Source organism: Amycolatopsis pigmentata (genome assembly GCF_042684065.1).
Taxonomy (GTDB): domain Bacteria; phylum Actinomycetota; class Actinomycetes; order Mycobacteriales; family Pseudonocardiaceae; genus Amycolatopsis_E; species Amycolatopsis_E pigmentata.
In genome coordinates this window covers 422,988-444,815 of the sequence record NZ_JBHUKR010000011.1, presented here as the reverse complement: position 1 = coordinate 444,815, position 21,828 = coordinate 422,988, and the positions used below count along the sequence as shown (strand labels likewise).

Here is a 21,828-nt window from a genome sequence, read left to right as displayed (position 1 = left end):
CGCCGTTGATGAGGCGTCCGTCGACTCCGTTCGGCGCAATACAACCGGCCGCTCGGTGTAACAATGGAGCCCTCTGGCCGATGTGATCACGGAGAACTGGGAGGTCGACGATGCAGCCCAACCCGGCGGACGACAGCGCGGTACCGTCCCGTCCGAACACTCCCGGCCGCCGATCCTTCCGGGTCGCCGGCCGGTGGTACTACCTCGTGTTGGTCGGCACGGCGGGCCTGTTCGCGTGGGTGCCCTTCCTGCATGCCGCCACCAGAGTGAGGACGGCCAAGGCCGGCCTGCTCGCCGCGCTCTTCGGGACCCTCGACATCGCGATGTACATCCTGCTGGGGCTCACTCCGCAGGACGGTCAAGGGCAGACGATCAACAGCCCTCTCAGCACGGTCGGTGGCCTGTTGATGCTCGGCGTCGTCATCACCGGGTGTGTGCTGCTCCCGCCCCTGCGCCGCAGGGCCTACGAGAACGCGCCCGTCACCGTCAGCACCCCCGAACCGGTCACCGGGCCCGTCTTCGATCCGGCCATCCAAGCCGCGCTGGCCGCGCGCGCCCGTCGCGAGGAATCCCGCAAGCTCGCCGCGAACGATCCCCTGCTCGCTCGGGAACTGCGCATCGGACGGCCCGATCTGGCCAGGTCCTACGACGACGGAGGCCTGGTCGACCTCAACAACGCGCCGGCCGCGGTGATCGCCGACACCTGCGATATTCCCGCCGAAGTGGCCGACGCGATCGTCGACACCCGCGAACGCCGCGGCGAACCGTTCTCCACTGTGGACGAGCTGTTCGTGCTGGCCGACCTGCCGGTGAACACGTGGGATCGCATCCGCGACCGGGCGGTTCTCGTCCCCTGAGGCGGGCATCGGTCAATCGGGTCGTCACCGCCGTCGCCGCGGCCGTCCTGATCGCGCTGGACCCGTTTCTGTCGGACCTCTGTGCGAGAGTTGCGGTCACAACGGGAGGAGGGGTAGGTCGCATGTGCGCCCACTACAACGCGTCAACCGTCGCCAAATGGTTCGTAGCCTGGGCTGAGGCGGACGACGAAGCCACGCTGTCGAACTTGAAGCTTCAAAAGCTCCTCTACTACGCGCAGGGGCACTATCTGGCATTGACGGGACGTCCACTCTTCGATGACGAGATCCAGGCGTGGTCACACGGGCCCGTCGTCCCAGCGGTTTACCGCCAGTGGAACGCTTGAGGTTGGACGGAGCGGCGCGTGATCTGTCGCACCGGAGATCAGGGTCAGAGGGACTCGGGGCGATGCTCGCTTTCCCGTCGGCGTTTTCGGCGATGGACTCCGATCCACGCTGCCTGCGCGGGGACGAGCATGGCGGCGAGACCGGCGATCACCGCGCCCGGCCGTAGTCCCGGTTCGATGAAGGTGAGGTCGAGGACATGCCGTCCGGGTGGCACGTCGACGGCGAGGAGTCCCTCCGCGGTCTCACGGGGTCGCCCGCTCGCTCCGCTCCCGTCGACGTTCGCGGAGTACCCAGGCCAGTTCAGGCGGGCGAACACGAGTTGACCGCCTTCGGCCGGGGCGTCGAAGTCGACCGTCTCCCGATCCGGCCGCGCGTCGGCGGAATGCACCACCACTCCCGACGACACCCAGGAAACCCTTCCTGGCAACGGGTTTTCGGCTTGCCGAACCCACATCGTCCGAACCTGATCGGTATCGGCGACCCGCCAACCGGCGGGAGGGTGGTCGGCATCGCCGGGGAACAGGGACCGCTGCAGAATCACCGTCCGCACCCGTAACGCGTCGACCAGCGGCACGTCCGTGCCTTCGGCCGGAAGCCACAGGCGGTGCAACGAGTCGGCGCAAACGACACCTTTGTAGTCGATGCACAGTGCCGCGCTGAGTTTCGCGTAGCCGATGCCGCTGTAGCGATTGATCGTCTCGTGATCGCGCAGGATGTTCTCGTTGCCGAACATCAACGCTCCGTCCGCATAGTCCTGCGTGCGCACGGATTCCTGCCGCGCGAGTTGCAACACCGTGCCCTCGGTGAGCACCGACCCTTGCCGTGCCCGCGAAACGGAGATCGGAGGTTCGACCCGCGTCCCGGGATCGACCACCGGTAGCCGGGCGACCTGGTAGGTGAGGATCACGACGGTGCCGACCGCCAGCATGACGCCGAACGGTCGCGGCCCCCATCGGTGGTAAGCGCCGACCGCACCCGCGACCAGCCCCAGCACGAGAATGGTCGCCAGCGCGTGGATGGTGGAGAACTGGGGAGCCGCCGCTAACGAAAGAAAAGCCCCCATCGCGATCAACGCGACGCTCGCGATGGTCCGGGTTCTGATCCGATCTCGTGCGAGCCCGGCCGAAAGGGCTACTGCGGCCAGTACCGCCACACCGAGGTAGAAGAACTCGATCATGCGGATCGGCCAGCGGAAAAACCACAGGTTCGACGGCCCCAGTACGGAAATGAGAAAAGCCAGGGTGACCACCAGCACGCCGAGCAATCGCGGGATCAAACCGCGCAGACCGCGCCACCGCAGCCACGGCAGCAGGGGGTATCAGAAACCACGCGAAAAAGGTCGACGGCACCGATTCCGAGACCGCGCCGTTCCAGTTGACGATCGGCGGCAGGTAGCTGGGCGCGCTCGACGCGATCAGATCTCCCAGGTGGGGCACCAGGAAAAAGTCGTTGGAGATCATCGCCAACCGCTCGCGCGAGGTGACGCTCATCGTCGCGAGCATCGGGAGGAAGATCACCGCGCCGGTCGCGCTCGCGCACACGCCGAGCACCAGCATGTGCCCGAGGCGGCGATATCGCTTGCGTACCACCAGGTCCGTGCCAATTCCCAGCAGAACCACGGCCATGCCCACCAGCGCGTAGGGATTCCCGCTCATGGCCGCCAGCGCACCGAACACGAACGGCACCAGCGGTGTGGTCCGGCCACGGACGAACCGTTGCGTCCCCCACCAGAACCATGCCACCCAGGTCACCGCGATCAGCTCGATGGGCCACCCGGCCGCGCCGTAGTACATGCTGAAACCGCACGCGGGCATCGCCAGGGCCACCACGGCGGCGGCGGGTCGTTCCGCGCCGTATTCCCGGCCGAGCAGGTAGACGGCCATCGAGAGCAACGCGAGGAATTCGATCATCACGGTCGCGGCGGCGGCCGCGAGGTCGTCGAAGAACGAGACGAGGACGTAGTTCGCCACCTGCACCGGATTCCACAGCGAGTACTCGCCCTCGGCCGCGTAGTTGCCGCCGTACCAGCCGGCGGCGTCCATGGTGGGCCAGTGCCCGGCCCGCAACTGCGTGCCGAGGTGGTGCCAGAGCGGCAGGAACGACTCGGGATTGTCGCCGGTGTAGTAGAAAAGCGGTCGCAGCCCGTACGGGATCGTGAAGACGACGGCGGCGGCGATGCCGATTCCGAGCACAACGATCCACTCCGGTGGCCGCCGTCTGGCCGCGACCGGCGCCCGGCTGAGCGAAGGCAACTCCTGCGAACGAGTGCTCATGCTTCGGTGATCCGCACCGCGAGCTGTTCGGAATTCGAGGTGTAGCAAAGGTATTCGAACCTCACTCCGGAGGCTTCGACGAATTCGCACCACGCCCGGTGCTCATGCTCTTCCCAGCCGGGATAGTTGAAGTATTCGTCGAACACCACCACGCTGCCCGGCCGTAACCGGCTTCCGACCTGGCCGAGTACCACCTTGGTCGAGGAGTAGAGATCGGCGTCGAGGTGCAGGAAGGCCACCGGCCCGGGATGACTGTCGAGGAAGTCGGGAAGTGTGTCGTCGAACCACCCCACCACGAGTTCGGCACCCGGAACCTCGGGCGGCTCGTCGACCCGGAAAGTGCCCGTCGGGATGTTCGTCCGCCAGTCCTCGGGCAGGCCCTGAAAGGAATCGAAGCCGTAGACGTCCTTACCCGCCCTGGCATCGGCGATGACCGCGAGTGTGGAACCGCTGAACACCCCGAACTCACACGCCATGCCTTCGTCCGGGGCCAGCGACAGCGCGTACCGCAAGGTCAGAATCGGGTCGCTGAAACTGTTCGCCGTGGGGAGGTTTTTCCGGATGAATCGCTCGGTGGTCCGGACCGCGTGACGCTCGCCGGCGGCGAAAATGTCCCGGCGCGCCCGGAACTCGACCTCCTGCACCGTCCGGACGGCCCGGTCGCACTCCGCACGCATCGAAGCAATGATGCGCTCGGCCAGTTCGGCGTTGCGAGCATGCACGCGGTTCGCCGTCTTTTCGACGTAACCGTCCAACGCGGTGTGTACCCGGCGACGGATTCGACGGAGCATGGTGATCCTCTCGATCGGGGTCAGTCGGCGGCGCCGAACAGCCGCGCCCAGTTGTCCGCCCCGCTCAGGTGCGGCAGGGCGGCGCGATAGTCCCGCCGGACGCGGTGGCCGTTGCGGAGCAGGCGGCCCAGCGTGCGAATCCCGCGCACGGCCAGACCGCGCAGGACGACCGGATCACGCCGGCGGATCTTGACGCCGGCCTGCGACGGGTCGGTCACCACCGCGTGCTGGAACAGCGAGACGTGCCACCAGTGCTCGTCACCCGCCCGGATAGCCGCCGAACCGAGTGACTTCCCCACCACCTGCCAGGCGAGCCGCTTCAGCAGAACCAGCGACGGCATCGACGGGTCCGGGGCCGGTATGGCGACCCCGAGCGGGTTCACGTCATGCGCCGGGTGCATTTCCGTCTCCGGGTACTCGGCTCGCAGCTTGCGCACCCGGGCCATGCCTTCCACGCCTCCGTCGGCCAGCAGCCCCGGCCCGGCCAGGAAGTCCTCCACCGCCATGATCAGCGTGGCCGCGAGGCCGTAACGCATGGAGACCAGGTAGTGAAACAGCTCGGTGCACAACCACCCCGCCGTACGCCGCACATCGAACTCGCTGTGCAGCGCGCCGACGATCAGCGAATTGCGCAGGCTGAAATAGCGCGGCCAGTCGTCCCAGTCCTTCCACTCGAAGTCGGCGTGCCACACTCCGGCGCCGGGCAAAGTCACCGTCGGATAGCCGGACGCCTTGGCACGCAACCCGTATTCGATGTCGTCCCACTGGAAGAACAACGGCAGCGGGTAACCGATGTCGGCCACGACCTCGGGCGGGATCAGGCATGTCCACCATGCGTTGTACTCGGCGTCCAGCCGGACCTCCTGCCGCCACTCGGTCACGTCCGCGCCCTGTGCCGAGCCGGGCACCGGCATACCCGCGCGGAGCCGGTCCCACTCGACCCCTTCCGCCGCGACGTGCAGGTGACCGGGCTGCAGCAGCTTCAGCATCTGGCCACCGACGATCACCGGGGCCGACGTGCGGTTGGCGAACTCGACGAGGCGCAGCACCGTGTCGGGTTCGAGCACGATGTCGTCGTCCATCAGCACCACATGCGTCGGACGACCGTCCTTTTGGGACGCTTCGCACAGCCCCCTGGTGAAACCGCCCGCACCGCCGAGGTTCGGTTGCCGCAGATAGCGCAGCTTGCCGCTCAGCGCCTCGGTGACCTCGGCGAAGCCTTCTCGCGAAGCGACCGTGTCGGTCCCCTGGTCGATGACGTAGACCGCGTCGAGGGCGGTCACGCACTCCGGATCCGTGGCGAGCGCGCGCAGCGTGACCAGGCAGTCGTCGGCGCGGTTGTAGGTGCAGATCACCGCGGCGACACCGTGGTCCCGCCGCGGAACGCCGTGGACGTGCCAGCGAACGTCCGCCACGGCCAGCGATCCCGCTCCGGTGACGGCTTCCAGCCAGAGGGCCCCGCCGTCGGCGAATCTGTTGAGATCGGCACCGAGTTCGACGCGGGTGGTCTCGGGCATGTCAGGTGACACCCTGACGCTGTCGACCGTACGGCTCTTCCCTGTCCGTTCGGAGGCCTTCAGCAGCAGTTTGCCCTCGCCCGCCACGTCGGCCCGGACGAGGACCCTTTCCATTCCGGTCCAGCGCTGCCAGTAGCTGGCGGGGAACCGGCCGAAGTACGTGTTCGTCGTCGCCCTGGTATGCGGTCGCAGCACGATCCGTCCACGCTCGGCGATGACCGCGCCTTCGACCGAGTAATACAGTTTCTCCGGTCCCAGTTCGCACGGTGGCGCGAACAGGGTGCGCTGGACCGGCCGAGTCCGCGATGGCGATTCGCTCGGGTGCATGGGCGTTTTCCCTCGCTCAGGGGTCTTCGGGACCGGCATGTCCCTCATCCCGGCTTTTCCGGCATTTCGATGGCCGCTCTCGTCCGGCCCACCAGAATGGCGCGAGCGACCACGAACGTGATCGGCACCGAGACCACGGCTGCCAGCAGCGGCGACACGACCTTGTTGAGGTGCGCAATCCCGACGAACAGGTACAGGGCGATCGAGGTCACCACGAAGTTGGTCGCGTTGGACAACGGGAACAGCAGGAACTTCCCCAGCGTGGGGGCCGTGCGAAAGGTGAAGAAGCAGTTCAGGAAGTACGAGCCGACCATGCTGAGCAGCACGGCGGCAAGGTGGGCGGCCAGATATGGTGCCACGCGCAGGAACAGCAGATACAACACGTAGTAGACACCGGTGTTGACCAGTCCGACCACGCCGAACCTCAGCACACGAGCGCCTTTCACGGCAGCGCTCCGGACGATCGTGGCGGGCCGTTCTCCTTGACCACGAAATGCGGCCGACGCTTCGTCTCCAGATAGATGCGGCCGAGGTATTCGCCGATCACGCCGAGAATGACCAGCTGTATTCCACCGAAAACCGCTACGCCGCACATGAGGGTGACATAGCCCGGTACCGCGTTGCCGTTCACCACGGCGTCGGCCAGCACCCATCCGGCGTACCCGAAGGCAAGCAGGGTGAACAGCGCACCCAGGTAGATCGCGAGGCGCAACGGCTTGTTGTTGAACGAGACCACGCCATCGACCGCGTAGTCGACGAGCTTGCCGAAACTCCATTTACTCCGGCCGTCCTCGCGCCACACGTTGTGGTAGTCGATGACGGCGGTGTCGAAGCCGATCCAGGAGAACAGCCCCTTCGAGAAACGGTTGATCTCCTCGAGCGAGAGCAGCGCCTCGACCGCTTTGGCGCTCAGGATCCGGAAATCGCCGATCCCGTCCCGCAGTTCGACGTCCACCATCCGATTCGCCACGCGGTAGAACGCGCGGGTCACCAGGGCTCGCGGCCACGACATGCCCTTTCCGTCCCGGCGCGCGACGACCTGGTCGTAACCGTCGTCGAGCAGTTTCACCATCTGCGCCAGCAGTTCGGGCGGATTCTGCAGGTCGGCGTCCATGATGCCGACCACGTCGGCCTCGGCGTGGCGCAGCCCCGCGAGCATGGCGGCTTCCTTGCCGAAATTGCGGCTGAGCGCGACGTAACGGAACCGGGGATCGTCCGCGGCCAACTCTCTCATCACCGTCAGCGTGCCGTCGGTGCTGCCGTCGTCGACCAGGACGACCTCGAAGTCCTCGGTGATCTCGCGCAGTGTGCGGCGGAGACGCCCGGCGAGACGTCTCAGTGACGGTTCCTCGTTGAGGCAGGGAACGACGATCGCTAATCCCATGGATTTCTTCCCCGTGGCAACGCGATTCCCGCCCCGACGACGGTGCGCCGGACTCGCGTTCGGTCAGCGACGGTCATCAGGTTTCCCTTCGTCACCCAACAACGCCCCGACTGCTCATAGTGCGCTGCCCCCGTCACGCTTCCGGGACGCGCTCGGCCCAGTCCGGGCATAGGTGACGATGGCTCACACTTGCAAGAAGATGGTAGGGAACGAAGGCGTCGGCGAGAGGGAAACCGTGCTCCGGAGAGGCACGCGCCGTTTGCTGGGCGCGATGGTGCTCATTCCCGCCGCCGCGACCCGCCTACGCCCGCGCTGTCGCGCAGGGCCACATCCGTCCCGACGAGCCGGTTCGGGTCGGCGACTGGGGTTCCTGCCCGATACCGATGGTGGCGCGCACGCCCGGGCGCTCGACTTGGCCGGGATTCCCCACGACCGGGTCCGAGCACGACCTCCCCGCCGAAGTCGGCGGGATCATCGCCCTCTACGCCCCGGAACTCGCTCCACCGCTCAGCGCACCACGCTCGGTTCGGCCGGGTGACGCGAACCGTCGCCGGGACGGAGCCCCGGCGACGATTCGCGACGTCAGCGCGTGCAGACGAAGCTCGACGCGCTGTCCGGATCGCCGGCGCGATACCTTGGCCAGTACGGATATTCGCAGAGTGGACGAGTGCGGTCGTGATTCGCCTCGGCCACGGTCGGATTCGTGGGCGGTTGCCCCTTTTCGACCCAGCGTTCGAGGGCGGAGAGCGAATCCCAGCTGGCGGCGAACGCCGGCGAGCCGAAGTTCGCGTGGTTCGCCCCGGGCACCAGGTAGTACCGCATGAACATGTTGGTCGCCTGGGGACCCAGCACATCACGCACTCGCTGGTAGTAGTCGCTCGTCGAGCGGGAAGAGACCAGTTCGTCCGCGGCGCCGTGGAGCAGGAGCAGCTTCCCGCCCGCGCGGGCGAACGGGCCGAGATTCGCGTCGTTGCGATCCCCGATCGTGGACAGGTAGCTGATTCGGTCGAGCCACTCTCCGGGGTTCCGCGGATCCACGTCCAAGGAGTTGTAGGAAGGGTCCCGGGTCAGGAAGTACTTGACCCATTGATCCCAGTACTGCATTCCGTAGCCGCTGGTGACCGGCATGGGATTGGCGGGAGCAGTCGTGCCGAACCCGAGGAACGGAGTCCTCATGTCCGCGCCCGAAAGGAACGGGAAGCCCGGGTATTGGGTTTCGCCACTGGCGATCCGGTAGGGCCACCGGAACGGCGAGGACATCGCGATCACGGCGTCGATCTGAGGATCCGACAGGCAGAGCGAGCCGAGGTCGGCGCCAAGGGGGCAACGAAGGACGTGAGGATCGAAATGACAGGCGTTCGGATTCGAGATGACGTTGTCCTTGACGCCATCCAGACCGTCACACGCGTTCATGACAGAGTTGTAGAGGAGTGCCTGCTTGTCGGGTCCGGGGAAAGCGCCGGGGCGTGACAGGATCTGAGTCAGGTACCCCAGGTCGAGGACCTCACTGAGGTTGTTCCAGGCCGGATAAGCGGAAATGACGCCGTCGAACGCGTCCGGCCACCGTTGGGCGACGACGAGAGCTTCACGGCCACCGGTCGAGCCTCCCACGAAATAGGTCTCGACAGGCTTCGTCCGATAGGCGTGCCGGATGAGGAAAAGACTCGCGTCGTGCGTTTTCTTGAGCGCGTCACCGGCGGCGAAGTTGTTCAGCGCCTCGTCGTTCGCACCGAACGAACCGTCCAGTGACGGAGGCCTTGCCGGACTCTGTACGTGGCCGGAGTCGCTGGCGAACATCGCGTACCCACGGGCCAACGGCACCGGCTCGTCCGTGGGACCGAACGGCACATTCACGGTCAGGTCGGGAATTGTGCCGTCGTAGCCGCCGCCACCGAGCATCATCGCCTTACGATTCCAGTCGTAAGGCAGGTCGACGCGCATCCTGATATCGGGTGCGGACGGATCGACGGGAAAGATGTCGGCGTCGACCTGGCAGTAGGTGACCACCTCGCCACTGACGACGCTGGTCATCACCGAGGTCGACTCGACCTGGCCGCCCGTCGTCGGCAGGCTCATGACCGATGCCGGGATCCGCATGTCATCCAGTCCGGCGCACCCCGGCACCGTCGTCGCGGTCACCGCGGTGGCGGGAGCGGCCCCGAGGAACAGGGACGCACCTCCCAGCAGAATCATGCTCGCCACCACCGCGAATCGGCGAGTCCTTGCGTCCCTTGCGTTTCTTTTCCACACGCCAGCTTCTCCTCGCCGTCGTCCTGGCCTTGGTGTTTCCGGAATGCCTTCACCGCGCCGGCGCGGATTGCTCGCGCAGGCGTACGGCGTGAACGGTCATCGGGTCAGGTGTGAGATCCGGCCTCAGCGGTAGAGGTGTGTGCCCGGTACGGCCTGCGGTTCGTTGCGGACCTCAGTCGTGTTGGTCTCGGGCAGGAACCACGCGCTGGCGAAGGTGATCAGACCCATCAGCATGATGTAGGCGGCGACCGGAATCGTGCTCCCGGCCTTCGCGATGAGCGCTGTCATGAGGAACGGCGTGCCACCACTGACGATGATCGCGGAAAGCTGGTAAGCCAGCGATGCGCCCGAATAGCGGACATTGGGCGCGAAGAGTTCACCGAGAAAGCTCGCGATCGGGCCGTAGGTAAGGCACTGGAAGACGAAACCCACCGTCACCGCGACGAGAATGAGAGGCAGTGACCTGCTGTCGACGAGCGAGAAGTAGGGGAAGGCCCAGACGGCGACACCCAGACCACCGATCAGGATCAGCGGCCTGCGCCCTATCTTGTCCGAAATATGACCGGACCACGGGATGACCGCGAGCATCGCCACCGAACTGATCAGCACGACCGCGAGCAGGGGGTTGCGCTTCAGTCCGAGAGAGGTGGTGCCGTAGCTCAAAAGCCCGGAGATGCTGACGTAGAAAAGGCTGTTGGTGGCCGAGAGGAGCCCACAGCCGAGAAGAATGGTTCCCCACTTGCTTCGGATGACCTGTGCCAGCGGGGCCCGGGTCACCGCGCTGTCGGACTGCGAAACCTCCTGCTGCAACTCACGGAACTCGGGCGTGTCCTCCACTTTGGTCTGGATGTAGAGGACCACCGAGAACATCACGACGCTGAACAGGAAGGGGATCCGCCAGCCCCAGGTGAGGAACGCGTCGTTCGGCATCAGGCCGCTGGCGGCCACGAAGATCAAGTTCGAGATGATCACGGCGATGGGGACGCTGGTCTGGCCGAAGGTTCCGGCGAAGCCACGCCGCTTGGGGCCCGCGGACTCGGTGAGCAGGAGCACGATGCCGCCCCACTGCCCGCCTGCCGCGATCCCCTGGACGAAGCGCAACGTGACAAGCAGTATCGGGGCCACCGGTCCCACCGCTGACGCACTCGGAAGGCAGCCGATCAGGAAGGTCGCGGCCCCCATGAGCGCCAGGCACGTGACGACGACCGGCTTGCGTCCGTACTTGTCCCCGAGGTGCCCCGCGAGCATCCCGCCGATCGGACGGGCCACGAAGCCCGCCCAGAATGTGCTGAACGCCAGGAGTGTTCCCGTCAGGGCCGAGGCGTGCGGGAAGAACACCTTGGGGAAGACGAGCGCGGCCGCGGTGCCGTAGAGGAAGAAGTCATACCACTCGATCGAGCTTCCGATGAGCCCTACGGCCATCAGCTTGCGGAAGGCCCGGCGTCCGGTCGCGGACAAGCCGGTGCCGAGGTAACGGGACTGTCCATCGGGTTGGGCGAGCGGGGTCGATGCCATATGGGCCGCCTTCGTTGGTAGCACAGGCAGGGGGTGGCGGTTATGGTATGGCGGTTTTACTCTGTGGATGAGGTGTGCATCACCCACACCTGGGGTCGGTTCGGTGGGTCTTTCTCCCACCCGATGCCGAGGAGGGATGGCACTGTGGCCAGCGACTCCGGTGACAGGGCGGAGTCGGGCTCGCTCGTGCGCCGGCAACGCGAACTGGCGTCGTTGTACGCGACGGCCAAGTCGCTGACCGCGCTGGGCGCGCTCGACGAGGTACTGCAGTCGATCGTCCGCCACGCCCACGACCTGATTGGTACTGACTTCACCTACCTCTCCCTGGTCGGCTCGGACGGCAGGCTGTCGGCCAGGGCATCGGAGGGGACGATCTCCGCTACTTTCCTCGCGGCGGGGATACCGGCCGATGTCGGGCTCGGTGGCAAGGTGCTTGCCACCCGAAGCCCGCACTGGGTCAGCAACTACAGCGACGCGACCCTCATCGAGCACGATCCGAACTTCGACCGCGTGGTCGCCACCGAAGCACTCGTCGCGCTTCTCGGGGTGCCGCTGGTCATCCGGGGGGAAGCGGTGGGCGCCCTGTTCGTCGCGGACCGCTCCGAACGATCCTTCCAGGCCGACGAGATCGCGCTGCTGAGCGCGTTCGCCGACCATGCCGCGGTCGCCCTCGACAATGCCCGTCTCTACGAGGCGAGCCGGACCGCCCTGCAGGAGCTGCAGACCGCGTACCGGAAGATCGAGGAACACATGGCGGTCATGGAGCGAGCGCAAGCGATCCACGAAGCCCTGACCGGTCTCGTGCTGAAGGGCGGGACACCCGGCGATGTCGCGCAGCTTCTCGCCGATCAGCTGGGCGGGAGCGCCGCGCTCCTCGACCGGGCCGGCGCCACTCTCGTTCGCCGGAACTCGGCTTCCTGCCCGCCTCCGTCCGAAGTGGACCTGACCGATGCCGTCGAGAAAGCGCAGCGCTCGGGCCGCTGCGTCACCACGGTCGACGACGCCGGAGTCGCCCACAGCGTGGCTTCGATCCAGGCGGGCGACAGTTACCTCGGCGCGTTGACGTGGAGCCGGGACGCGGTCACCGACCACGGCGCCCCGGACGACATGGACCTGCGAACCCTTGAGCGGGCCTCTCACATCATGGGGCTGCTCATACTCAAGGAGCAGGCCGTCGCCGAGGCCAGCGAGCGGCTGAGCGGGGAGCTCCTGACCGAGCTCATGGTCGGTAGTCCCGGGATCAGCCCGGCCCAGCGCGCTCGCGCCCAAGCCCGCAACATCGACGTCGACCGCCTGGATCTGGTCGTCGTCGCGGACTCGCCCACGTTGTCGTCGACCGATCTCTCGCGCCACCTGCACGACATCGCCAGGGAATGCTCCGGACTGGCCGGGGAACATCTGAGCAAGGCCACGATGATCCTCCACAGTGCCGACGACGACCAGACCGTCGAGGAGGTCCACCAGCGACTGCGCCGCACGCTGGGCGGTCCCGTTGTCGTCGTCGGGGAGCGGGCGGTCAATCACGACTGGGCACGCGCCTTCTCGCTGGCCAGTCGCTGTGGCGCGGTGATGCGAGCGATCGGGCACACCGATCTGGGCGCGACAACGGGTCGATACGCCCTCTACGCCATGATCTTCGACGCCGAACGGGTCCGCGAGCTCGACCGTTTCATCTCCGGATCCATCGGCCCGCTGCTCGACCACGACCAGCGGCGCGGTACCAATCTCGTCGACACGCTCGCTGCCTACTATGTCCACCGCGCCAACGTCGCGGCGACCGCCCGGGCACTGCACATCCACGTGAACACCCTGCTCAAGCGACTCGACCGGGCCGGCAACGTCCTCGGCCCCGACTGGCGCCACGAGAACGACCTGGAACTGCAACTCGGACTCCGGCTGCACCAGCTCAGAGCGATCACCAGCGCTTCACCGTGACCTACCACATCGCTTACTAAGCGGATAGTTATCAACGGCCGGCTACCGCCACTACGTCATCACCGGATCCGGTTCGACGGGTAAGGTCGACCCGATCGACATCCCAGGTGAAGGGCTCGCGATGGTGGTGAGGAGGGGCCCACGGCGTGGTGGTGTTCCCGCGGTGACACCACCGGAGAACGGCTCCGAGCGGCTGTGGGACGACGACCTGGCCGACGTGGCGAAGGCGCTGCTGAGTTCGGCCGTGCAGTGCTTCGCGGACAAGGGGTTCCACGGCACGACGACCCGGGACATCACCACGACCGTCGGGCTGACGCCCGGAGCGCTGTACGTGCATTTCAGCTCGAAGGAAGAGGTGTTGTTCGAGCTGGTGCGCAGCGCGCACGCCCGCGTGCTCGACGAGCTGCGGTCCGCGCCGCCCACCGGGAACGCCGACGCGCATCTGCGCTGGCTGGTGGCCCGGTTCGTGACCTGGCACGCCACTCATCACACGGTGGGCCGGGTATGCCAGTACGAACTCGCCCCCCTGACCGCGGAGCACTATGCGCGGGTACTCGAGCAGCGCGGCCAGATCAACACGGTCTTCCGGGAGGCCGTGCGGCGACGGGTCGACCGGCGGCACTTCACCGAGCAGGACATCAACCGGGTGGCTCGCGCGATTCTGTCCCTCGGGGTGGACCTGGTGCGCTGGTATCGCCTGGGCGGGCCGGACTCGCCCACCTGGCTTGGTGAGTTCTACGCCGACCTGGCCATCCGCATGACCGAAAGCCCTCGGGCCGAAGCAGACCACTAGGTTCCGCGCCGGCCCCCTCCGGTGCCGCCCGTTGACAACGCTCTTCCCATTGGTGACTATGCGCTTAGTAAGTTGTCTGTACCCATGGGGACGAGGGTGTCACCGATGCTGGGTTTGATGCAGGATCGACCGTTGTCGCTGCCGGTGATCTTCCACCGGGTCGAGCGGATGTTCGCGCACAAGCGGGTCATCAGTGCCCATTCCACCGGAGAAACGATCACCGACTGGGGCGAGGTGTGCCGGCGCGCCCGTGGCCTGGCCGAGGTGCTCGATCGGCTCGGAGTCCCCGCCGACGCCCGCGTGGGCACGTTCGCCTGGAACAGCCGGCGTCACGTCGAGTTGTATCTCGCGGTGCCCTGCACCGGCCGGGTCCTGCACACGATCAACCATCGCCTGTTCGGCGACCAGATCCGCTACATCGTCAACGACGCCGCGGACGACATCCTGTTCGTCGACCGGTCCATTCTGGCGACCGTCTGGCCGCTGGCGAACGGTTTTCCCACGGTCCGGTACATCGTCGTGATGGACGACGGCGACCAGACACCGCTGCCGGACGATCCGAGGGTGCTGGACTACGAGCAGTTGCTTGCCCAGGCATCGCCCCGGACGGCGCCTTTCACCGTTCCGGACGAGAACCGTGCCGCCGCACTGTGCTACACGTCCGGGACCACCGGGAATCCGAAAGGCGTGCTCTACAGCCACCGTTCGGTCGTGTTGCACGCCTTGCTGTTGCTGACGGTGGACGCGTTCGGACTCGGCGAGCGCGACGTGGTGATGCCGATCGTGCCGATGTTCCACGTCAACGCGTGGGGCCTGCCGTATGCGGCCATGCTGTGTGGTGCGGACCTCGTGCTACCCGGACCGGCGATGCGCCCACAGTCCCTCGCCGCCCAGATGGCGCGCCACCGCGTGACTTTCAGCGGCGCGGTCGCCACGGTCTGGCGCAGTTTGTTGCCCCAACTGGACAAGCACGACCTGTCGAGTCTGCGGCAGATCATCTCCGGTGGTGGCGCGGTCGACGAGGCGTTGTCCGAGGCGTACCGGCAACGACTGGGCCTGGCGCTGACCAATGCGTGGGGAATGACCGAAACCAGTCCCGTGGTGACCGTTTCGCGCGTGGCCACCGTGCACGACAACCTGACTCGGGAACAGCAGCGGCAACTGATCGCCACCCCCGGGCCGGCGATTCCCTTGACCGAACTCCGGATCGTCGACGAGGACGGCAGCGAACTGCCTTGGGACGGATCGACACCGGGTGAACTCCAGGCGGCGGGAGCGACGATCGCCTCGGGATACTTCGGTGCCCGGCCCGCTCCGGAGGCGTTCACCGACGACGGATGGCTGCGGACCGGAGACGTGGCCACCATCGATCAATACGGATACGTGCGCATCGTCGACCGCACGAAGGATCTCGTGAAATCCGGCGGTGAATGGATTTCCACGGTCGAACTGGAAGCGATCATGACCGACCCGCGCGTGGCCGAAGCGGCGATCATCGGCATCGAGGACCCGCACTGGGGCGAACGTCCCCTCGCCTACGTCGTGTCCCAGCCCGACCAGCATCCCACCGCCGAAGACATCCGACGGCATCTCGGAAAGCACGTCGCCGCCTGGTGGATTCCGGAAAAGGTCGTGTTCCTCGACGAAATCCCCAAGACGGCCACCGGGAAATTCGCCAAACAGACCCTGCGGGCCCGGTACCGCGAGCAGGCCGCGAACCCGCCTCCACCGCAGCCGGAGCAGGATCCTCGTTGACGCGATGGCCTGACCAGGCTTGGGGCGCGAGCACGGACCAAAATTGCGGCGGGCGATGATTCGGCTCCAGAATCACTTCGTGTCCGAACGTGATGAGGGAATGGCGGCCTCCGGCGATGATCAGCAGTCGGCGGCGTGGAACGGCTGGGAAGCCGGCCATTGGGCCCGGCACGCGGAGCGGTACAACGCGATGCTGGGTGGCGATTTCAACGATGCGTTGTTCGACGCGGCTGCGATCGACGCGCGCGATCGAGTGCTCGATGTCGGCTGCGGGACCGGCGAGACCACACGTCTTGCCGCACGGAAGGCTTCGCCCGGCCACGCCCTTTCCTGACCGCGCAGTCCCCGGCTCAACAGGGTATGGATTCGATGACCGACCCGCGGCGTCTTCGGGAAGTGCTCAGCCATTCCGGCTTCGACGACCCCCACATCAGGAGCGTCCAAGCGTCAGTACGACTGGGCGACGACGCTGCCGACGCGACCGATTTCCTGCTGTCGACCGGACCGATCCGGGTGAACCTCAACGGTCTCGATCCCGCCGAGCTGTCCCGCCTTCGAGCAGAAGTCGGCAAAGGTATGAAGCGGTTCGAGACGCCGGGTGGCGTCTGTGTCCGCAGGAAGAATTGGCTGGTGACAGCCGTCACCGCGGGTGGGCCGACCACGAGCACGCGTGCCGGTCGTTCTCGGTGATTCGCTGCGGCCGGTACCTCGTCGGTCTTCTCGCATTTCGATTCAGTCAAGACGGAATCGCAGGTGCAACGAGTCTCGGCGTTACCCGACTACCAACAGAGGTAGAGCCGTTCCTGCGGGGGTAGCCAGGTGAACGTCTTCCATGACCTCGTCGATTTCGTCGCCCAGATTGTCGCGGTGGCTCTGGTGTTTCTTGTCACCGCTTTCCTGACCCGTGCGGGCACCGCGATCTGGCGGCGGGTTCGGCACGGCGGCACGGTTCCCCTCGTCGTGCACGGCACCGGTACCGGCGGACCGGAAACCAGGCGTTCCGGCGGTGCCCGCCTGCGCCGGACCGGCCCGCCCACCGACGGGACCGGGAGGGACGTATTCCAGACCGTGGTATCGATGTTGCGCGCGTACATCGCCGAGGATGTGCGTGGCAGATGGACCATAACGCCCGGCACGCCGAACATGGCCACGCCGGAGATCCCCGCCGAGGCGCCCAAGACCTCCGACGGCTGGGTGGCCGCGCTCTACGCGCTCACCGCTCCCGCCCGGCCCGGCTATCACATTTCCCTGATGGAACTTCCTTCGATGACCGGCGGGATCCGCGTTTCCGTCCAAATCGTGCACCGGCCCGGAGACACCGTCATCGCCGCCCGCACGTTCGCGACCGGACCCGGCGAAGATCTGCCGTTCGACGATCTTGTCAACGACATAGGCGGATTCTGCGTGGAGCAGGTCCAGCAGCAAGCCCACGTTCTCCACCGCACGCCCCGCTGGGAACAATGGGCGGATCGACGGGGATACACCGAGTTCCGCAGAGGGCTGGCGAATGAGACGCGGGGCGCGACGAACGAAGCTCTTGCCTGCTACAACCGCGCGAGCAGCCAATCGCTGGGGAACGTGACTCTGGCGCTGCGCATGGCGAGCATCCTTGAACGCGAGGGCCGTTTCGCGGATGCGATGGAGATCTACGGACGTATCCAGGAACTCTGGCCCGAAAGCATAGAGGCGACTTACCGATGTGCCGCGGTGTGCTCGAACGCGCGGGTCACCGGACGAGCCGACTACGACCGGGCCAGGCGGATGCTCGACGGCGTACGCGACGCCCTCAGGCCGCGGGTGCTGTTCGTACGGTGGCTCAAGTCCTGGAGTCCGGGCCGTTCCAACCTCGGCGAGCGGATCTACTGGTCATCCTGGCTTCGTCCGTGGCGTGCTCCCCGTGGCCGCCTTTTCTCCCGGCGCTCCAAGCGGCGCGACTACCTGTGGGCGGTGAAAGTGGCGCGCGCGGTCGTCGACCTGGCCGAGCAGTGCGACGCCGGATGGCCGACGGGCCGGGCCGACACAGCCGAGTTCGAGCGGAACTGGCGCAAGGTCGGCCGGTATCTCGCGACACCGAGAGTGGGCTGGCTCGCGCACTACAACGGAGCCTGCTTCTACGCTCTCTGCGCGGGAATGTCCGTCGTTGGTGATGGTCCGATTCACCGAGACCGCTTCGGTGACTGCGTCGACCGCGCCCTGCGCCAACTGGCCTCCATCGTCCGCGATCCGTTCAACGACCTCGATCCTCGATGGCTGCTGACCGATCCCGACATGCAAGCGCTCAAGGAAGACCTCGGCGCGCGGAAATGGGCGCGTTTCATCGGAGTCGACCTCGACGGTCCCGATGGAGTGGGCCAGGTAACGCGGGTCTGAACCATCAGGAGGGTACTGGCTCGATTTAGGGATTGTTCAGTCGTGTGGCTGTCGCCAGAGACCTTCCTGAGCCGACAGACTGCGTTGCATGAGGCACTTACGAACCCGGCCGATCGCCGCGATCTTCGCGGCGGCGGTCATAGTGGGCCTGGGGACGACCACGGCCACCGCGGCGCCGGTCGGCAGCGCCGACAACACCGGGTTGACGCAGGCGTTACGCGCCGAACTCGAGCAGTACCTGGCCACCCGGGGCACGACCGAGCACGTCTCGGCCGTGTCGTTGCGGGTGGATTATCCCGCAGGCAAGCCGAGTATCGACCTCACGGCCGGCACCGCGGAGTACGGGGGAACGACGCCGGTGCCGCGCCACTCGGAATGGCAGATCGGCAGCAACACCAAGGCATTCACGTCGGTGATCTTGCTTCAGCTCGAAGCCGAGGGGAAATTGTCGATCCAGGACACGCTCGGCAAGTGGCTGCCGCAGTACCCGGCCTGGCGCGACATCACCGTTCAACGACTGCTGGACATGACCAGCGGCATTCCCGACTACACCAGCCAACCCGCCTTCGTGACCGCCGTGGCCACGGACCGCGACACCGTTTTCACCACTGACCAGCTGGTGTCCTACGTAACGGATCTCCCGGTCGGGCCTGCCGCCTACGCCTACTCCAACACCAACTACCTGCTGGCCCAGATGATCATCGAGCGGGCCGCCCACGACACGTACGCGCATGAGCTCACCCGGCGCCTCATCGTCCCGCACGGCCTGTGGGACACCTGCTTCGCGCCCTACACGTGCCCGCCCTCGACGGCGGCGCGGATGCCGACGGGGTACTTCGCCATCGCGGGCGTGCCGTCGATGTATGGCACACCCATGCCTTCGCTGAACCTGACCTTCGCCCAGGGCGCGGGTGGCATCGTGGCGTCACTGGCCGATCTGACGGCCTGGGAGCGCGCCCTCTACACCGGCCGGCTGTTGCCGCCGCACCAGCGACACGAGTTGGAAAGCCTGATCTCGACCACGACCAGTCAGCCGATCGAGACGACCAGCCCGACCGATCCAACCGGTTATGGCCTGGGCATCGGCCAGGCGACGACCGCCCAGACAGGCACGGTCTGGACCTACGAGGGCCAAACGCTGGGTTTCCGGGCGCTCCACATCTACGACCCGGCCTCCGGCGTCATCGTCGTCGTCGCGGTGAACAGCGCGGTCGACAGCCCGCGCGACGAACTACCCGCCCTGGTCGTCCAGGCGCTTCAAACCGTCAAGGCGGCAACCCCCGCCAGGCCTCGCCGATGAGCGTGGCGTGGCGGCACACTCCTCTCCACGGGCTCGTCACCCCGGTCGGCCGTCCGCGGGGACACGCGTGACCGAACGGACCATCGCCTGAGCGCTTCCGAGGTAGGTGGCGGGATCGCAGAGTTCGTCGATCCGGTCATTGCCGAGGGTCGCCGCGATGTCCGGGAACTTCCGTAGTTCGGTCGCCAGGTCACCGCCGGTGTCGCGGATCCGGCTACAGGCTTCGTAGACGAGTTCGTGGGCGCGTTGACGGCCGAGTACCGGCGCGAGCGCCATCATCACGGCTTCCGCGACGACGAGCCCACCGGTGAGGCCGAGGTTGGCGCGCATCCGCTCGGTGTCGACCCGGAGGCCGGCCATCACCTGTTCCGCCTGGTAAAGCGAGGACGAGAGCAGCAGGAAGGCTTCGGGAATGACGGCCCATTCGACGTGCCATGGGCCGGTGGCGCGTTCGAAATCGTGGATCATCGCGTCGAGCATCGCCGAGGACTTGTCACGCAGCAGCTTCGCGGTCGCCACCATGATCTCGCTGGAGATGGGATTGCGTTTCTGGGGCATGGTGGAACTGGCCCCTCGCCCCGGCACGAACGGCTCGGCGAGTTCCCCGAACTCGGTCGAGCACGACATCGCGACATCGGAGCCGATTTTTCCGGCCGAGGCACCGATCGCGGCGAGAAGGCCGACGATTTCGGCCAGGCCGTCGCGAGCCGAGTGCCAGGTGATCTCGGGATCGCGGAGACCGAGTTCCGCGGCCAGCCCGGCTCGGACTCGCAGGCCTTCCTTGCCCGGACCGAGCGAGGCCAGGGTGCCGGCCGCACCGCCGAACTGGACCATGAGGTCGCGTTCCCGGACGGCGCTCAGCCGCTCCGCGTGACGGTCCAATGCGGACAGCCAAACAGCCACCCGGTGGCCGAAGGTGATCGGCAGGGCGTGCTGAAGATGAGTCCGGCCGGCGGTGACCGTGTCGATGTGTTCTTCGGCCAGAGCGCGCAGGCGCGCTCGAAGGCGATCCAGCGCGCCGGTGACCAGGGTGAGGCCCTCGGCACATTGCAGGATCAGGGCCGTGTCCATGATGTCCTGGGTCGTGGCGCCCCAGTGCAGGAAGCCGCCGACGTCGCCACATTGTTCGGCGAGTTGCCTGACCGTGGGCAGAATCGGGTAGCCCACCGTGTCGGTCTCGCGGCGAAGCCGATCGCGGTCGAGTCGTGCCGGGGCGCACCGTTCCGCGATCGCGTCAGCGGCTTCGCGGGGGATGACGCCCGCTCGCGCCTGCGCTCGCGCCAGCGCGACTTCGACCCGGACGATGGTCTCCACGTAGGCCTGGTCGCTGAAGACAGCACGCATTTCCGGAGTGCCGAACGTATCCCGGAACAGGAACGAGTCGAAGACCGTGCTTCCGTTCATCGAAGATCCCCGGTCCGCGAGCGGCCCATGTCGATGGCGACGTACTTCTGCTCCAGATACTCGTCAATTCCGGTATTGCCGCCCTCACGCCCGACGCCGGACTGTTTCATCCCCCCGAAGGGGGCGCTGGGATCGGACACATAACCGCGATTCAGACCCACCATGCCGGTTTCGAGGTGCTCGCTCATCCGCAGCGCCTGAGTCAGGTCACGAGTGTAGAGATAGCTCACGAGCCCGAACTCGGTGTTGTTGGCGTGACGCAGCACCTCGTCCTCGGTGGTGAAGGTCTGAATGGCCGCGACCGGACCGAAGATCTCCTCGCGGGTGATCCGTGTTCCCGCGGGTACGCCGGTGAGCACGGTCGGCGGGTAGAAATATCCGGGTCCAGCCGGGAGCTGCCCGCCGGTCCGCACCCGTGCTCCGGCGGCAACCGTCTCCTCGACCAGACCGGCGACCCGGCGGCGCTGACGCTCGTCGATCATCGGTCCGAGGTCGGAGGCGGGGTCCGTGCCCGGCCCCACGCTGATCGTCCTCATCCGCTCGACGAGCTTTTCGCTGAATTCCCCGGCAACGCTCGCATGGATGTGGAAGCGGTTGGCGGCGATACAAGCCTCACCGATGTTGCGGAGTTTGGCGGTCATCGCACCGTCGACCGCGGCGTCGAGGTCGGCGTCGGCGCAGACGATGAAGGGCGCGTTCCCGCCCAGTTCCATCGACGTCCGCAGGACCGTACCGGCTGCCTGCGACAGCAGGAGACGCCCGACGGGGGTGGACCCGGTGAAGGACAGCTTGCGCAGCCGGCCGTCTTGCAGGAGGGGTTCGGTGATCGCGGAGGCTTGCGTGGTGGGGACGACGTTGAGCACGCCGTCGGGAAGCCCGGCCTCGGCCAGGAGCGCGGCCAGGGCGGCGGTCGTCAGCGGTGTTTGCGGTGCGGGTTTGACGACCATGGTGCAGCCGGCCGCCACCGCCGGGCCGATCTTGCGGGCGCCAACGTGATCAGGTTGGCAAAGGC

Annotated in this window: 18 protein-coding genes and 1 pseudogene; 10 read left to right on the top strand and 9 right to left on the bottom strand. The window is 66.7% G+C overall.

Annotation, left to right across the window (positions count from 1 at the left end):
• The first annotated feature begins 110 nt into the window (after window positions 1-110).
• Window positions 111-857, top strand: a complete 747-nt coding sequence (locus ACFSXZ_RS24185) for a hypothetical protein (protein ID WP_378267421.1) — start codon at window positions 111-113, stop codon at window positions 855-857.
• A 122-nt stretch (window positions 858-979) separates the two neighbouring features.
• Window positions 980-1,201 (top strand): Panacea domain-containing protein, encoded by a 222-nt coding sequence (locus tag ACFSXZ_RS24180; protein ID WP_378267420.1) that lies wholly within the window; start codon window positions 980-982, stop codon window positions 1,199-1,201.
• Between the two features lie 44 nt (window positions 1,202-1,245).
• On the opposite strand, the gene ACFSXZ_RS24175 is transcribed toward ACFSXZ_RS24180, so the two are convergent.
• On the bottom strand, window positions 1,246-2,478 hold the full coding sequence (locus ACFSXZ_RS24175; RefSeq protein ID WP_378267419.1) for a hypothetical protein: 1,233 nt from the start codon (window positions 2,476-2,478) through the stop codon (window positions 1,246-1,248).
• A 377-nt stretch (window positions 2,479-2,855) separates the two neighbouring features.
• On the opposite strand from ACFSXZ_RS24175, the gene ACFSXZ_RS24170 reads away from it, so the two are divergent.
• A complete protein-coding gene (locus ACFSXZ_RS24170; RefSeq protein ID WP_378267418.1) occupies window positions 2,856-2,990 on the top strand; it encodes a hypothetical protein in 135 nt (44 codons plus the stop codon).
• Window positions 2,991-3,471: 481 nt separating this feature from the next.
• Here ACFSXZ_RS24170 and ACFSXZ_RS24165 read toward each other — a convergent pair whose 3' ends face one another.
• The 6 genes from ACFSXZ_RS24165 to ACFSXZ_RS24140 form a co-directional block, all read right to left on the bottom strand.
• On the bottom strand, window positions 3,472-4,266 hold the full coding sequence (locus ACFSXZ_RS24165) for a class I SAM-dependent methyltransferase (protein ID WP_378267417.1): 795 nt from the start codon (window positions 4,264-4,266) through the stop codon (window positions 3,472-3,474).
• Between the two features lie 20 nt (window positions 4,267-4,286).
• Window positions 4,287-6,110, bottom strand: coding sequence for a glycosyltransferase (locus ACFSXZ_RS24160; RefSeq protein ID WP_378267416.1), 1,824 nt, complete (start codon window positions 6,108-6,110; stop codon window positions 4,287-4,289).
• 44 nt (window positions 6,111-6,154) lie between these two features.
• A complete protein-coding gene (locus ACFSXZ_RS24155; protein WP_378267415.1) occupies window positions 6,155-6,556 on the bottom strand; it encodes a GtrA family protein in 402 nt (133 codons plus the stop codon).
• Entirely contained in the window at window positions 6,553-7,494 is a 942-nt protein-coding gene (locus ACFSXZ_RS24150; RefSeq protein ID WP_378267414.1) for a glycosyltransferase family 2 protein, read from the bottom strand. The genes ACFSXZ_RS24155 and ACFSXZ_RS24150 overlap by 4 nt, the downstream gene beginning before the upstream one ends.
• Window positions 7,495-8,076: 582 nt before the next feature.
• Entirely contained in the window at window positions 8,077-9,591 is a 1,515-nt protein-coding gene (locus tag ACFSXZ_RS24145; protein ID WP_378267598.1) for a tannase/feruloyl esterase family alpha/beta hydrolase, read from the bottom strand.
• 276 nt (window positions 9,592-9,867) lie between these two features.
• Window positions 9,868-11,259: an MFS transporter gene (locus ACFSXZ_RS24140; protein WP_378267413.1), complete on the bottom strand. Its 1,392-nt coding sequence runs from the start codon at window positions 11,257-11,259 to the stop codon at window positions 9,868-9,870.
• A gap of 144 nt (window positions 11,260-11,403) precedes the next feature.
• Here ACFSXZ_RS24140 and ACFSXZ_RS24135 point away from each other — a divergent pair, with 144 nt between their 5' ends.
• From ACFSXZ_RS24135 to ACFSXZ_RS24105, 7 genes are all read left to right on the top strand, one after another.
• Complete coding sequence (locus tag ACFSXZ_RS24135) at window positions 11,404-13,194, top strand: helix-turn-helix domain-containing protein (RefSeq protein WP_378267412.1); 1,791 nt, start codon at window positions 11,404-11,406, stop codon at window positions 13,192-13,194.
• Window positions 13,195-13,357: 163 nt separating this feature from the next.
• A complete protein-coding gene (locus ACFSXZ_RS24130) occupies window positions 13,358-13,987 on the top strand; it encodes a TetR/AcrR family transcriptional regulator (protein WP_378267411.1) in 630 nt (209 codons plus the stop codon).
• Between the two features lie 105 nt (window positions 13,988-14,092).
• Window positions 14,093-15,742 (top strand): long-chain fatty acid--CoA ligase, encoded by a 1,650-nt coding sequence (locus tag ACFSXZ_RS24125; protein ID WP_378267410.1) that lies wholly within the window; start codon window positions 14,093-14,095, stop codon window positions 15,740-15,742.
• 79 nt (window positions 15,743-15,821) lie between these two features.
• Window positions 15,822-16,076, top strand: a complete 255-nt coding sequence (locus ACFSXZ_RS24120) for a class I SAM-dependent methyltransferase (protein WP_378267409.1) — start codon at window positions 15,822-15,824, stop codon at window positions 16,074-16,076.
• Between the two features lie 35 nt (window positions 16,077-16,111).
• Window positions 16,112-16,432, top strand: a complete 321-nt coding sequence (locus ACFSXZ_RS24115; RefSeq protein WP_378267408.1) for a hypothetical protein — start codon at window positions 16,112-16,114, stop codon at window positions 16,430-16,432.
• A gap of 129 nt (window positions 16,433-16,561) precedes the next feature.
• On the top strand, window positions 16,562-18,112 hold the full coding sequence (locus ACFSXZ_RS24110; RefSeq protein WP_378267407.1) for a tetratricopeptide repeat protein: 1,551 nt from the start codon (window positions 16,562-16,564) through the stop codon (window positions 18,110-18,112).
• A gap of 88 nt (window positions 18,113-18,200) precedes the next feature.
• Window positions 18,201-19,412, top strand: coding sequence for a serine hydrolase domain-containing protein (locus tag ACFSXZ_RS24105; protein ID WP_378267406.1), 1,212 nt, complete (start codon window positions 18,201-18,203; stop codon window positions 19,410-19,412).
• A gap of 36 nt (window positions 19,413-19,448) precedes the next feature.
• Here the strand turns inward: ACFSXZ_RS24105 and ACFSXZ_RS24100 are convergent, their stop codons facing one another.
• Window positions 19,449-20,816, bottom strand: a complete 1,368-nt coding sequence (locus ACFSXZ_RS24100) for a class-II fumarase/aspartase family protein (RefSeq protein ID WP_378267405.1) — start codon at window positions 20,814-20,816, stop codon at window positions 19,449-19,451.
• A pseudogene (locus ACFSXZ_RS24095) lies at window positions 20,813-21,817 on the bottom strand (aldehyde dehydrogenase family protein); the annotation flags it as partial. The pseudogene ACFSXZ_RS24095 and the gene ACFSXZ_RS24100, both read right to left, overlap by 4 nt.
• Window positions 21,818-21,828 lie beyond the last annotated feature (11 nt).

Coding starts and splice junctions, on each gene's coding strand:
- ACFSXZ_RS24115 (WP_378267408.1), top strand. CDS start 16,112: ATGACCGACCCGCGGCGTCTTCGGGAAGTGCTCAGCCATTCCGGCTTC.
- ACFSXZ_RS24140 (WP_378267413.1), bottom strand. CDS start 11,259: ATGGCATCGACCCCGCTCGCCCAACCCGATGGACAGTCCCGTTACCTC.
- ACFSXZ_RS24180 (WP_378267420.1), top strand. CDS start 980: ATGTGCGCCCACTACAACGCGTCAACCGTCGCCAAATGGTTCGTAGCC.
- ACFSXZ_RS24165 (WP_378267417.1), bottom strand. CDS start 4,266: ATGCTCCGTCGAATCCGTCGCCGGGTACACACCGCGTTGGACGGTTAC.
- ACFSXZ_RS24160 (WP_378267416.1), bottom strand. CDS start 6,110: ATGCACCCGAGCGAATCGCCATCGCGGACTCGGCCGGTCCAGCGCACC.
- ACFSXZ_RS24150 (WP_378267414.1), bottom strand. CDS start 7,494: ATGGGATTAGCGATCGTCGTTCCCTGCCTCAACGAGGAACCGTCACTG.
- ACFSXZ_RS24185 (WP_378267421.1), top strand. CDS start 111: ATGCAGCCCAACCCGGCGGACGACAGCGCGGTACCGTCCCGTCCGAAC.
- ACFSXZ_RS24125 (WP_378267410.1), top strand. CDS start 14,093: ATGCTGGGTTTGATGCAGGATCGACCGTTGTCGCTGCCGGTGATCTTC.
- ACFSXZ_RS24105 (WP_378267406.1), top strand. CDS start 18,201: ATGAGGCACTTACGAACCCGGCCGATCGCCGCGATCTTCGCGGCGGCG.
- ACFSXZ_RS24170 (WP_378267418.1), top strand. CDS start 2,856: ATGGCCGCCAGCGCACCGAACACGAACGGCACCAGCGGTGTGGTCCGG.
- ACFSXZ_RS24145 (WP_378267598.1), bottom strand. CDS start 9,591: ATGCGGATCCCGGCATCGGTCATGAGCCTGCCGACGACGGGCGGCCAG.
- ACFSXZ_RS24100 (WP_378267405.1), bottom strand. CDS start 20,816: ATGAACGGAAGCACGGTCTTCGACTCGTTCCTGTTCCGGGATACGTTC.